This is a genomic window from Pedobacter sp. ok626 (assembly GCF_900100435.1).
GTDB lineage: Bacteria > Bacteroidota > Bacteroidia > Sphingobacteriales > Sphingobacteriaceae > Pedobacter.
The window spans coordinates 147,084-160,967 of sequence record NZ_FNEX01000001.1 but is presented as its reverse complement, the minus strand read 5'-3'; the positions used below and the strand labels follow the sequence as shown (position 1 = coordinate 160,967).

Annotated in this window: 12 protein-coding genes; 1 reads left to right on the top strand and 11 read right to left on the bottom strand. The window is 38.6% G+C overall.

What is annotated here, in order from left to right; all coding sequences use genetic code 11:
• Nucleotides 1-72 precede the first annotated feature (72 nt).
• Nucleotides 73-1,128 carry a response regulator gene (locus BLS35_RS00550; RefSeq protein WP_090776836.1) on the top strand — a complete coding sequence of 352 codons (1,056 nt, stop codon included), beginning with the start codon at nucleotides 73-75 and terminating at the stop codon, nucleotides 1,126-1,128.
• Nucleotides 1,129-1,134: 6 nt separating this feature from the next.
• On the opposite strand, the gene ppsA is transcribed toward BLS35_RS00550, so the two are convergent.
• The 11 genes from ppsA to BLS35_RS00495 all read right to left on the bottom strand — a co-directional run bounded on the left by ppsA (nucleotide 1,135) and on the right by BLS35_RS00495 (nucleotide 13,812).
• Nucleotides 1,135-3,510, bottom strand: coding sequence for a phosphoenolpyruvate synthase (ppsA, locus tag BLS35_RS00545; RefSeq protein WP_090776835.1), 2,376 nt, complete (start codon nucleotides 3,508-3,510; stop codon nucleotides 1,135-1,137).
• A gap of 38 nt (nucleotides 3,511-3,548) precedes the next feature.
• Nucleotides 3,549-4,430 (bottom strand): universal stress protein, encoded by an 882-nt coding sequence (locus tag BLS35_RS00540; protein WP_090776834.1) that lies wholly within the window; start codon nucleotides 4,428-4,430, stop codon nucleotides 3,549-3,551.
• A gap of 49 nt (nucleotides 4,431-4,479) precedes the next feature.
• Nucleotides 4,480-5,199, bottom strand: coding sequence for an LOG family protein (locus BLS35_RS00535; protein ID WP_090776833.1), 720 nt, complete (start codon nucleotides 5,197-5,199; stop codon nucleotides 4,480-4,482).
• Between the two features lie 138 nt (nucleotides 5,200-5,337).
• Entirely contained in the window at nucleotides 5,338-6,459 is a 1,122-nt protein-coding gene (locus BLS35_RS00530) for an ABC transporter permease (protein ID WP_090776832.1), read from the bottom strand.
• Nucleotides 6,456-7,559, bottom strand: a complete 1,104-nt coding sequence (locus tag BLS35_RS00525; protein ID WP_090776831.1) for an ABC transporter permease — start codon at nucleotides 7,557-7,559, stop codon at nucleotides 6,456-6,458. Before BLS35_RS00525 ends, BLS35_RS00530 begins: the two co-directional genes overlap by 4 nt.
• 1 nt (nucleotide 7,560) lies before the next feature.
• Nucleotides 7,561-8,307, bottom strand: coding sequence for an ABC transporter ATP-binding protein (locus BLS35_RS00520; RefSeq protein ID WP_090776830.1), 747 nt, complete (start codon nucleotides 8,305-8,307; stop codon nucleotides 7,561-7,563).
• 1 nt (nucleotide 8,308) lies between these two features.
• The gene (locus tag BLS35_RS00515) at nucleotides 8,309-9,229 is read right to left on the bottom strand and encodes an ABC transporter ATP-binding protein (RefSeq protein WP_090776829.1); all 921 of its coding nucleotides are present in this window, start codon (nucleotides 9,227-9,229) and stop codon (nucleotides 8,309-8,311) included.
• Nucleotides 9,226-10,173, bottom strand: coding sequence for an HlyD family secretion protein (locus BLS35_RS00510; RefSeq protein WP_090776828.1), 948 nt, complete (start codon nucleotides 10,171-10,173; stop codon nucleotides 9,226-9,228). The genes BLS35_RS00515 and BLS35_RS00510 overlap by 4 nt, the downstream gene beginning before the upstream one ends.
• Before the next feature lie 22 nt (nucleotides 10,174-10,195).
• Nucleotides 10,196-11,488, bottom strand: coding sequence for a TolC family protein (locus BLS35_RS00505; RefSeq protein WP_090776827.1), 1,293 nt, complete (start codon nucleotides 11,486-11,488; stop codon nucleotides 10,196-10,198).
• A 101-nt stretch (nucleotides 11,489-11,589) separates the two neighbouring features.
• The gene (locus BLS35_RS00500) at nucleotides 11,590-12,471 is read right to left on the bottom strand and encodes a universal stress protein (RefSeq protein ID WP_090776826.1); all 882 of its coding nucleotides are present in this window, start codon (nucleotides 12,469-12,471) and stop codon (nucleotides 11,590-11,592) included.
• A gap of 18 nt (nucleotides 12,472-12,489) precedes the next feature.
• A complete protein-coding gene (locus tag BLS35_RS00495; protein WP_090776825.1) occupies nucleotides 12,490-13,812 on the bottom strand; it encodes a L,D-transpeptidase scaffold domain-containing protein in 1,323 nt (440 codons plus the stop codon).
• Between the last annotated feature and the right edge of the window lie 72 nt (nucleotides 13,813-13,884).

The following is a 13,884-nucleotide window of genomic DNA, read 5'->3' as shown; positions in this document are numbered from 1 at the left end:
TAAATCAACTAACTTGTTATAAAAATCTTCCCTATATTGTAAATCAAACATACTCATATGATCTAATCAAAAATGAAAAGTATTTTAATTATTGAGGACAGTGTAGATATCCGTGAAAATTGTTCGGAAATTCTTGAGCTTTCTGGCTACAACGTATTTCAATCTGAGAATGGCAGAACTGGAGTTGAAATGGCAATTCTTCATCGACCGGATCTCATATTGTGCGATATTATGATGCCCGATCTTGATGGTTATGGAGTTTTGTATTTGCTTGGAAAAAATATCAGTACGGCCGAAATTCCTTTTATTTTTCTAACCGCGAAGACCGAACACTCAGATTTTAGAAAGGCGATGGAAATGGGCGCCGATGATTTCCTTATTAAACCATTTAATGATGTAGAATTACTTCAGGCAATTGAAGCCAGGATCAATAAATGCCAAAGGCAGAAAAAATATTATAGCACCATATTTCAAAGCATTGAAAATCTCACAGTCGGAAACCAGAGTGAAAATGGAATCAAAGAACTTAGAGCCCTGACTACTGGACGCAAAATTAAACAGCTCAAAAAAAAACAAATCTTGTATTACGACGGCGACAGTCCGCAAGGACTATATATCGTAATTGATGGCTGCATAAAAACGGTAAAACAGGCCCAGGGTGGTCGACCTTTTATTACCGGATTATACAAAGCTGACGACTATATTGGCTTAGATGCCCTATTATTGGATGAAATTTTTACAGAAACTGCCGAAGCAATTGAGGACAGTTCGGTTTGTTTATTACCCAAAAACCTCATTATTCCCTTACTGAACAAATACCCTGAAATAAGTCGCCAGTTTATCCGCATCCTTTCAAAAGACATACACGAAAAAGAAGAGCAACTTGTTGAATTGGCATACCTATCGGTTCGTAAACGCATTTCCCAGGTTTTGATTCGATTGAGTAAAAAATCCGCCACCCAGGGCATGATCAACATTTCAAGAGAGGAACTTGCAGCTTTAGCAGGAGTTGCCATTGAAACCATTAGCAGAACCTTGTCTGATTTTAAAGATGAGGGTTTAATTGAAAAAAACGGCAATATCATTGAACTCAAAGACCTAAACAGAATTGTTGGCATGAAAAATTAAAACCAATTATCTGGAAAGGGCTTTATTCATATTTGCTATCCCTTGCAATAAGGCATCAGCATTAAATGAAATACTATCAATTCCCGCATCGACCAGCAAATTAGTAAAGGTTTCCGAATCACTTGGCGCCTGTCCGCAAAGCCCTATTTTCTTACCCAATGCTTTTGCCTTCTGAATCATTTGCAGGATGAGCATTTTGCTGGCTGCATTTTGTTCGTCAAAAAGATCAGCAACTAAGGCCGAGTCGCGATCAATCCCCAAAGTTAATTGGGTAAGATCATTAGAGCCAATCGAGAAACCATCAAAAACCTTGGCAAATTCTTCGGCCAGGAGTACATTACTTGGTATCTCTGCCATAACAAATATTTCCAGCTGCTTATCTCCCTGGGTTAATCCGAATGTTTTCATCAACTCGATTACTTTTTTACCTTCCTCAACTGTTCTGCAAAATGGTATCATCAATTTAACATTGCTAAGCCCCATCTCATTTCTGACCACTTTCATTGCTTCACATTCTAGCTGGAACCCTTCTTTATAACGCTCATGATAATATCTCGATGCTCCTCTGAAACCAATCATAGGATTTTCTTCCTCGGGCTCAAAAGACTTACCACCAACCAATCCTGCATATTCATTTGATTTAAAATCACTCATTCGAACGATAACTTCCTTAGGATAAAAGGCTGCTGCTATAGTTGCCACACCTTTTGACAACTTGTCAATGAAATAAGTTCTTTTATCTGGATAATCACTCGTAATTTCTTCTATTTGAGCGCGCTCTTTTTCATCCTTAACCTTGTCAAATTTCAACAGCGCCATGGGATGAATTTTTACGGAATTGCTGATCATAAATTCCAGCCTTAGCAAACCGACGCCATGATTGGGATAAAAAGATAACTCAAAAGCCTTTTCCGGATCGGCAATAATTAATTGCGCTTTGGGTCTAACCGGGAGCTTAATATCTGCGATTATAGTACTCGTTTTTTCCCAGTCCAATTTACCTTTATAAACATGGCCTATTTTACCTTCGGAACAAACTAAAGTAATCAGCTCACCATCAAAAATATCTAAAGTTGCAGAAGTTGTGCCTACAATTGCAGGTACCCCTAGTTCCCTTGCAATAATTGCGGCGTGACTTGTTCTGCCACCCCTATTAGTCACAATACCGGCCACCTTTTTTAGAATAGGATCCCAATCCGGACTTGTTGTATCTGTGACTAAAATATCTCCTTCAGCTAACTTATGGGCATCTGCTGGTGTATTCAGATATCTGGCGGGTCCGGAAATAATCTTGCTACCTATCGCTTCTCCCTTAGCCAGTACCACTCCTTTCTCTTTCAGGCGATAAGCATTTAGGCTTAGTGATTTTTGTTTACCATGCACAGTTTCGGGCCTGGCCTGAAGTATATATAACTGATGTCCAATTCCATCCTTTGCCCATTCAAAATCCATAGGCATCTGGTAGTGATTTTCAATAATCAATGCCCAGTTGGCTAACTTTTCAACTTCCCTATCCTCCAGCACAAATCTACGCTGCATATCAAGCGGTGTCTCCTTATTAATTACCGAATTTACATCGTCCTCGGCATCTGCATAAATCATCATTTTATCTTTTCGACCAAGATTTTTCTGTAAAATTGATTTAAATCCATTTTCCAAACTGGGCTTAAATACCAGAAATTCATCAGGAGTAACGCTACCCTGAACTATATTTTCGCCGAGGCCCCATACACCTGCAATATGTATGACATCCCTAAAGCCGGATTCAGGCTCTAATGTGAATCCCACCCCTGAGCAGCCAATATCCGATCTAATCATTTCCTGTACACCTACGGAAAGAAAAACTTTGTCGTGGGCAAAGCCTTTATCTTCCCTATATTTGATGGCTCTATCGGTATACAGCGATGCATAACACTGCCTAACGGCATACAATAGCGCATGATTTCCTTTTATATTTAGATAGGATTCGTGCTGACCAGCGAAACTTGCCTCCGGCAAATCTTCTGCCGTGGCACTGCTACGAACTGCGACTTCCTGGTTTCCATCACTAAACATGTTTTCATACGCACTTATAATATCCATTCCAATTTCATTGGTTAAGCGGCCTGATAGGATCAATTTTCTCGCTTCTTTCCCTATTTCCGGTAGATTACTATAATCATTTTTATTTAATTGCTGCATAAGTTTAGCCAATGGAAGAGCCAGATCATTGCAATAGATAAAATGTCTATAAGCGGCTGCAGTTACGGCAAAACCCTTTGGTATCAAAATTCCCTTGGGCGTTAAATGTGTGAACATTTCCCCCAATGATGCGTTTTTACCACCAACTTCAGCAATGTCGTGAATGCCGATCTCGCTAAATTTTTTAATGTAATTTTCCATTTTCAGGTTATTTTAATAGAGCGTGCTAATAATTTTTGTTACAGCCAAACAATGTGCTCGCTTGGCGGAAATACCAACATTGGGATTTTAGTATGTCTTGAAAGTTTCTGAGTATGACTACCTTTAAAAATTTTCGCAAGGATATGATGACTTTTATGAGCTATTGACAATATATCAAAATCCATTTGTGAAGCCATCCAATCCAATCCATTATCAACGTCATTATACCATAAGTATTCAAATCTAATTTTGGAATATTTAATTTTTGAAACGACCTCATTGAGATACTCGTTTTTTTTATGAGAAAATTCTTCAGTGAAGTTTACATTTTTAGTGCTGATATGAATGAGAACAATTTCAGCATCTAAAGGTGCAGCAAAATGGACCAAAGCCTGAAGTGCCTCGAGATCATCATTACCTAAGTTTGTAGCAAAACCAATTTTTTGTATTTTTTTGTAGCTCGCTTCATACGGGATCAATAATATTGGGAAATCTGATTTTTCAATTATTTCCTTTGTATTACTTCCCAAAACAAACTGAACTAGTCCGCTTGCACCTGCGATGCCCATAACGACTAAATCGATCTTTTTCTCTTTAACCAATGCAGCAACGACATCACATACCTCTCCAACGCCACTTTCATAGAAGATTTGGGGACAATAAGCGCTTTCATCTACCGAACAATTTGGATCCGATAGTTTTTTAACTAATCTATCCAAATCAGTAGTTACTTCTTCTTTTAAAGTATAGGCATCCATTAACGGCCAGACTACCTGGGCAGCCATCGGGGCTTCTGCAGGCACCTTATAGGCATTACATAGCCATACATCAGCTTTTAGGGATTTTGCAAGTTCAACTCCGTACTTAGCCGCATTTTCGGCTGGAACTGAGAAATCGGTTGGAATTAGGATCTTTTTCATGACAATATTTTAAAATTTCACAATGACTAAAAGCGGTTAAAACTATCCTTTAATGGTTTTCAAACAGCCATTTAAATGGCTCTATTTTTCGTTCCGGATGTAGTTTATACTGCTTAATACTTCTTTCTTTAATCCAGTCAACAGCTTGCTTAATATCATCTGTGATCAGAAACAATTGAGTATCCGAAACTGAGATTGTCCCGTCCTTTTCCATTTGTTCGATATGCTTAAGCAGCTCTTGATGATATGCTTTACCAAATATTATAATTGGAAAATTATGGATCGTTTTAGTTTGTATTAATGTTAATGACTCAAAAAATTCGTCGAGTGTACCATAGCCACCAGGCATCACCACAAATGCAAAGGAATATTTGACTAACAAAACTTTTCGTACAAAAAAGTGCCGGATGTAAACCCATTTATCGAGGTATGAATTCGTTTCTTGTTCGCGAGGGAGTTGTATATTACATCCTACGGATCGGCCATAAACATCTTTCGCCCCTCTATTTGCGGCCTCCATTAAGCCTGGCCCACCCCCTGTTAGTATCGTGAAACCCAATTTTGCAAACTCGGCGGCAGCTTTTCTGGTAAATTCATAATAAGGATGTCCATCTCTAAAACGCGCTGAACCAAATATGGTGATACAGGGGCCAACAAAATGTAATTCCCTAAATCCCTTGATGAATTCCTTCATTATGGTAAACACAAAAAAAAGCTCTTTCCATCTTGAATGGGGGCCTTCAAGGAAGATGATTTCCGATTTGTTCATTATAAATTGGTGCTATTATTCGAATTCTTTATTTAAGTTAAAGTTTCAAAAAATATTCCATCCCAAACATGACGAAAATCACATAAACAAATGACAATCAACACTGTAATAAACTAAATACACAGTTTAATATAGCTGCTAACCCGACCTTTTCCTATAGTTCAGAATTGCCCATCCATTAAAAAATATGGCAAAACCAAGCATCGCTAAAATATGATGCTCAATATCTGCCAAACTACTACCTTTTAACATCACCATACGCATGACTTGAATAAAATAAGATACGGGATTAAACCAGGTAATTACCTGTGCCCATTGAGGCATACTTTCTATTGGTGTGTACAATCCACTGAGCAGATTAAAGATCATCGTAACGAAAAAGGAAACCAGCATGGATTGTTGCTGGGTTTGTGCGTAGGTAGATAGTAGGAGGCCCAAACCTAGTATCGCTACCAGATAAATAGAGGCGAAAAAATAGATGGTACTATAGTGTCCAAGCGGTATGATACCATAAACAAGCCTGGCCAGAATCAATCCTAATGTCAAAACCGTAATAGCCAATATCCAAAATGGAACTAGTTTCCCAATAATGAACTGTGTTTTTTTTATAGGACTGACATTAATCTGCTCTATCGTACCCATCTCTTTTTCGCGCACAATATTGTTCGAAGCGAATGATGATCCTATCATTGTGACCAACATCACCAATATGCCTGGAACCATAAATACGCGATAATTCATATTTGGATTGTACCAATTTGTCGATGTTACGTCTATAATCGGCAGCGGATTGAACCTTAGATTTTGGATCCATTCCATCCTGATTTCCTGATTATAATCGTGTATGATTCCCTGTAAATAAGCCGCACCCAAACCGGCCTTAACCCCATTGATTGCATTTACAGAGATCAACAGATCAGACTCACTTTCCTTAACAAGATTACGTTCAAATTGGCTGGGAATTTCAAGTATCAAATCTGTTTTATCTTGCTCAATTGCATGGAGGGCCTGGGTATAGGTTGCACTGTAATCTCTTAGCCTGAAATATCCTGAAGATGTAATCTTATCTATCATCTTACGTGAATAAGTTGAATGGTCGTGATCAACTACCCCCAGATTAATATTTTTAATTTCATAGTCTGCCGCAAGCGGGAGTATTAAAAGCTGAACCATTGGCATGATGAATAATATTCTAAAAATTGCAGGGTCACGAAATATTTGCAACAATTCCTTTCTAAGTAAAAACTTTAAAGTTCTCATAGCCTGATTTTAAACTTGTAAATACTAATACCCAATAAAGTAGCAGTCATTCCAACCAAAATGAGGGTTTCTTTCCATATTGCTGCAAAACCCAGCCCTTTTATCATTACAGCTTTTACAATAATGAAATACCACCGCGAAGGCACAACGTTAGAGATCACCTGGAGTGGAATAGGCATATTCTCTACTGGAAATAAAAAACCGCTAAACAAAAGTGTTGGCAAAAACAGACTCATCATGGCCGTAAACATTGCGGTTTGTTGTGTTTTAGCAGTATTCGAGATCAAAATTCCTACGGATAGGGACGTGATCGTAAATAAGATACTTTCGGCCATTAACAGCCATACACTTCCTGTAATAGGCACATCTAAAGCAAAAACGCTAATGAGCATTATACTAATGATATTAAGCATGGAAACCATCAGGTAAGGAACGGTTTTGGCGATAATGATCCTAAAGGGTTTTAAAGGTGAAACCAGGATAACCTCCATAGTTCCAATCTCCTTTTCTTTCACGATGGCGATGGCGGTCATCATGGTACAAACCAACATCAGTACCAGGGCCATAACGCCCGGCACAAAATTATAGGCTCCTTTTAACTCCGGATTATATAGCATACGAACCTGAATTTTAATCGTATATGGCAGCTGTTGGTTATCGTTTAGGGACTGCTGATAATCGTTAATGATGGCTGCAGCATAATTGCTAAGCATGCTGGCTGTATTGGGATCTGAAGAATCAGCGATCAACTGTACTTGTGCATGATTGGTATGTAAAAGATCATTTCTAAACCCTCGGGGAAAGACGACGGCCAGCCTGATCTTTCCTTGTCGAAAAGTGGCTTCAATTTCATCGTAGGAGTTTACTGTTTTGTAAAGACTAAAATAACGACTGGCTGAAATCTCGTTGGAAATACTTCTCGAAGCCTCATCCTTCGCCTGATCAAAAATAACAATTCTTGAGTTTTTAACTTCATTAGTAAGCGCAAATCCATACAGCAAAATTTGGATGACAGGCATCCAGATCAATATAAACAATGTTCTTTTGTCCCGCCAGATATGGAGCCACTCTTTCTTTACAAAAATCAGAAACTGTTTCATCTTAGCCTTCTATCCTTTGTGCATTCCTCGCCAACTGCAGAAATACATCATCCATGGAGTTTACCTCAAATTCTTTCATCAGGTTCATCGGAGAATCCAGGGCATCTATCCGCCCGTCTACCATAATGGACACCCGATCGCAATACTCAGCTTCATCCATATAATGGGTAGTTACAAAAATGGTAATCCCCCTGGCAGAAGCCGCATAAATCATACTCCAAAATTCACGTCTGGCAATGGGATCAACTCCGCCAGTTGGCTCATCTAAAAAAACAATTGCGGGATCATGTACAATGGCTATCGAAAAGGCCAGCTTCTGTTTCCAACCTAATGGCAGCGACCGCACCAGACTCTTCTCTTCTCCGACAAGATGTAATTGGGCTAACAATTGACTGGTCTTTTCCTTAATTTGACGGTCATTCAGGCCATAGATACCAGCATAGAAGCTTATATTTTCGGTGACAGTAAGGTCTTCATAAAGTGAAAACTTCTGGCTCATGTAACCTATGTTTTTTTTTATCGCTTCACTCTCTTTGTAAACGTCGAAACCAGCAACTGAGGCTGTACCTGATGTAGGGAGCGACAAGCCACACAACATTCGCATTGCCGTTGTTTTACCCGCACCGTTTGCACCTAGAAAGCCAAAAATCTCTCCCTTTGCCACCTCAAAACTGATATTGTCTACTGCTGTAAAAGCGCCAAATTTCTTTGTCAGCTCCTTTGCACGAATCACTTTTTCTGTTTCCATCTCATTCTTTCATTAGGGCCATAAAACAGTCTTCAATATTTGCCTGAATTGGAAATATTTCCACATCAGTATAATTGCCATTTTTGATGATCCTTTCCAACTGTGCTTTACTTTCTGCTTTATTGTGAAAGGTGACGTGATGATACTGGCCAAAGGGGTAGCAACTCAGTACGGAGGGGTCCGCTTTAATGGCTTCCATTAATGGATACATTTCCTTTGCCCGGATGGCCCATAGGGCATCTTTAAATTCAGAAATCACCCGTTTAGGTGTATTCACTGACAATAAAACTCCTTTCTGAATCAGACCAACCCTATCGCAAAGTGTTGCCTCGTCCATATAGGCCGTAGATACCAATATGGTGATCCCCTGCACTTTCAACCTGTGCAACATTTCCCAAAACTCTTTACGGGATACCGCATCAACCCCTGTTGTAGGCTCATCTAAGAATAAAACTGATGGTTTGTGAATTAGTGCACAACTTAGCGCCAGCTTCTGTTTCATGCCGCCCGACAATTGCCCTGCTCTACGATTTTTAAAAGGCTCTATCTGACTGTAAATCTCCTTTACCAGGTCGTAATTCTCTTTAATCGTCGTATTGAAAATCGCTGCAAAAAATTCGAGGTTTTCCTGAACAGTTAAATCGGGATAAAGCGAAAATCTCCCCGGCATGTACCCTACCTGATTACGGATTTTTTTATAATCCTTAACAACATCAAAACCATCTACGGATGCAAATCCGCTATCCGCAAGGAGCACTGTGGTTAATATCCGGAACAAAGAAGTTTTACCTGCGCCGTCGGGCCCAATGATTCCGAAAATTTCTCCATGATCTACCGAGAATGAAATCCCCTCTAATGCCGATACTTCGGCTTTGCCAACCCGGTATTTCTTAACTATGTCTTCAACCACTATCGCCTTCATGATCCCGATTTAAATTTTACCTCTCCATACATCCCGATTTTTAGTAAGCCATTATTTTTTACCCGGATCTTTATGGCATAGACCAAATTGGCGCGTTCATCTTTTGTCTGAATCGTCTTTGGCGTAAATTCGGCTTTATCAGATATCATGCTGATCACACCTGTATATTTCCTATAACTATCGGAAGTACTGTCGACCAATACCGTTACTTTCTGATTAATTTTAATCTGTGCCAATTGCGTCTCCGTAATATAGGCTCTTAATGTAATTACAGAAAGATCTGCGATCCTATATAAAGCCTTTCCTGCAGAGGTTACCTCCCCGGCCATCGCATACTTGGTTAGCACAGTTCCTTGAATCGGGTTAACGATAAGTGTTCGTTTCAACTGATCATTAATCTGAGCTACAGATTGAGATAAGGGTTTATATTCACTAAGTATGGCATTATTTTGGGTTCCTGTGACGGTTTCCTGAACTTTAATCTGTTGATTATTTGCAATAATTTGCTGTTTTAAAACATTAATCTGCAAATTGATATCATCCAGCTGTTTGGTAGTGGCTGCATCTGCTCTGATCAGGTTTTCTATTCTGCCGCGCTCATGAAGTGCATTGTTCAATTGGGTATTGAGTATTTTAGACTGATCCTTTAACAATTTTACCTGCGGCTTCACATCCATTGTCTTTTGACGCAATGCACCAATTGTAGCCTCAACTTGGGCCTTTTGTAGTTGTAATGGGATAGAATCAATCATCCCTACAATGCTACCTTTTTGAAGTAAATCTCCTTCTTCAATTTTCAACTCAACAATCTTCCCCGCAACTTCTGAGGATACAATTACTTCATCAGCTTCAAATGTGCCTGATGCATCGGATAATTTTTCAGGAAAATTACAACTTGCAAAAAGCATCACTAAACTGAAGCATAGGGGGACATAAATTTTCATTAGTAGCTAGGATTAAGTTTTATTATTTAACGTTACCGATAATGTTCTGATAATTGTATAGGGCCTGCAGTAGTTGAGTTTCATGTAAAATTTTATTTTGGCGAGCCTGATCTTCAGCATTAAGTACCGTAATGTAATCATGTACATTGAGCACTCCATTCTGCAATTGGGCATTAGCTGCATTTTTTACGGATAACCTCAAAGCAATAATCCTGTCATCTGTATTCAGTAACTCTTTATATTTATCTATACCTACAATTTGTTGCTTTTGAACCATACTGGTATTGAGTAAAAAGCTCTCTTTCTGGAGGTCGATTGTTTCGCGGCCAATATCTAGCAATTGCATTTGTTTTTTATGGGTGTAAATACTGCCAAAATTCCAGGTCAGCTTCAATCCACCTAAATAATACCAGGCAAAATTATTACTCAGCATATTTAATCCAGGCCTACCATACCCTCCCTGAGCAAAAGCACCCAATTTTGGCAAAAGCTGCAAATTCAAAAGCTTTTGCTGATCATTATATACGCGTTTCTGGTTATCATATAATAGAAGTTCCGGACGTCTGATTTCGGCTGCCAAAACTGGCATAAATGGCCTTTCAAAGGTTGTCCCCGAATCTAGCGCTCTACCAATAAAAATAGCAAGCATAGCTATATAGCCCTTTTTGTTAGCCATTAAAGAGATTCGCTCCTGTCCCACCTGCAGAGACTGGGCCTCAAGTTCATCGACACTACTCCTGTAAGCAACTCCATTCGCCACCAGTGCTTTTGCCTTATCAATACCGTTCTGGATATCATTAAGTAAAAGACCATTTTGCTTCAATTGTTCATCAATCAACAGAATACCAAAAAACAATTCATTAACCCTGCTGTACAACTGATATAATTCAACCTCCAAACTCTGCTCCTGCACAGCTTCAGTTGTTTTAGCCACTTGTTGCTGATTTTTGATCAATCCACCATCATAGATTATCTGATCTCCTTCAACATATACTTTATATTGGTCCTTGCTGTATTTGGGTATGGTGAATCCCGGGAGGGGAATTGAAATCGGGAAATTAGTTACAGCTGATTGGTAGGTTGCTTGTCCATTTATACTTAGCACAGGTAAATAACCTTTAGCTGCATTCGACACTGTAAATTCCGAGGTTTTTGCGATTAGCTGCTGTTGTTTTGTTAAAGGATAATTACCACGGGCAAGTTGGTATACCTCGTTAATATTTAAAGCTGAGGGCTGCTGCCCATAAGATGCCGGCCCTGTTATCAATGTGATGAGGATACAAACCGCAATTAATCGCCTAGCATTCTGCAGCATTTTACATGATATTAATTAAATCTATTAACAGATAAATAACTGAGGTGTTTGTTTTATTTCGCCTCAGTAGGTATATATGCTTAAAGCCAAGCCTCTAATTTCTAAATTCTCGTCTTTAACAACTCGGGAAGCACTAGCAATGGCAATTTAATTCGATTTTTAAGTCGTTGTGTATGACTTCCTTTAAAAATTTTGTGGAATATATTATGTTTCCTATGGACCATAGCGAGCATGCTTACCTCTCCATGTTCTACAAGCCATTCCAAACCATTATCTATATCAATATTCCAAACATATTCATAGTAAATCTTATGGTAATTAACTTTATTGGTGATTTCATTTAAAAAAGCCTCTATTTTTTTCTGATTTTCCTTCTTATCTTCTGGACCTTCATCATTCACATGCACCAAAAGAATTTGTGCGTTAAACAAGCGTGCAAAACCAGCCAGTTCATGAATCAATTCGATATCTTTTTTACTCAAATCTGTAGCAAAAGCGATTTTATGTATGCCTTTGAAACGGGCTTCTTTGGGAACCAGCAAAACTGGTATTTTGGCATCTTGCACCATTGCTCTGGCACTACTACCCAATAGAAATTGTGTAGTCCCACTAGCTCCATGCATCCCCATTACCACCATACTTATATCATTATGATCTGAAAATTCGGCAATAACATCAGGTGCAGATCCCACTCCTGTTGAATATTCGATAGGAGGATGAAAAGCTTCTGCTTCTACCTCATTTTCAAAAATAGCATCCATTCCTTTTGCCAATTTTTTTAAGGATTCGATAGCTTCATGCTCCAATGTGCTAAACTCAACCAATGGCCAGGAAATTTGTGCTGCCATTGGCACGTCAACAGGAACCATAATTGCATTGCATAATTTAACACTTGCCTGCATCGTTGTTGCAAGATGCATGGCATAAAAAGCAGCATTTTTAGCTGGAAATGAAAAATCAGTGGGTACCAATATCTTTTTCATGGTAAAATTTTTAAATGATTAATTCTTTTTTAGCTTAATTTCTTTCAGCACCGGAACTTTTTTCGCCCCGTAATAAGCCAATTCGAGCGCAGTGTCATTTTTATATACATCCTCATAATTCGTAATCAGACCATCTAAAATTTCACATGTGAGATAGTAAATACAAATAGGCACTGGATTTCTTAATCCAAAATCCTTTGACTGATTAGACTTTACGGAATGTAACAGCGCGCTCACCTTTTGTCCTGACTGATCGCCTTTCAACAACAAAGAAGCCAGTTTTTCCGCCTTTTCTACCTGAATATTTTTATTGCTTAAAGCTCTGTTTTTGAGTTTAAAACTTTGCTGATCGGAGCTACCATAAAGCTGGATCCCATAGGCATTTGGGAATTTAAAGAAAATGCGAGCACCTTGCTTATTCTGGGCAGACAAAGAACTAATATAATTAACCCTGCTTTTCAAAACCCTCGTACGATTTTCCGGCTTACCAACAATGATCTTAAAATTATAGGTGCTGTCTCCTTCTATCAACTGTAAGGTATAGGCTGGAATATTAATCTTTATAGCTGGATGTTCATCCGAATCAATCCAACGTAACCTTTCCATATTAATCGCCAACTTCCTTACAACTCCCTCAGGAGTTTCGTAACAGTCATCAACATATTGCCCCTTTATAAGTTTCATATACTCCTGCATTAATACGTATGTTTTTGATCTGGGCTGGACATTCATGATCATATCCTTCAAGGCTGACTTTCGCATGGCCCGCATTAAAATTTCTTCGGTACAGAAGCCTGAAATCTCCCCCTTATCGATCTTACTGGCAGAATATATTGGATTTAACTTACCGTAATGTAGATTGTTAATCAGTGTAATCATTGCATCGGTGAGCATCATATCAAACATAGCTTTTTGCCTGATTGTAGGTTTTGAGCGCTCTTCAAAAACATTGCGCATCCTGTCATAAGTAAGCACATCAGAATGGTAATCTGCATGAAAAAGTCCAAATTGCAAAACGCAATCCAATAATAACATGGCCTCTGATGTCTGCTTTAAATCTCGATCTTTATTTGTCCAGGCTGATTGAAAATTCCTTTGCGCATAAAAACGCTCAACAGAGTTTGGGTAATGAAAAATATGTTTTTCTGCTTTCTTTGCTAACAGTTCTTTAATAAAACTATTTACAGTTGAATCATTATCAGTTTTGATGGTTGTTTTAAGTTTATATGCCAGAGAAGACTCACTTGCCCACGCAGTTAAATGGGTCAACAAAAAACAAGCTACAAAAACCACATACAATTTCTTTGTAACCTCAAAATGCTTATTTACGAACAACTTCATAATGGTATTATTAACTTATTTAAAGATGGGAACTTTCGCATTTTTAAATGATGATAACCATCATCTTTTAAG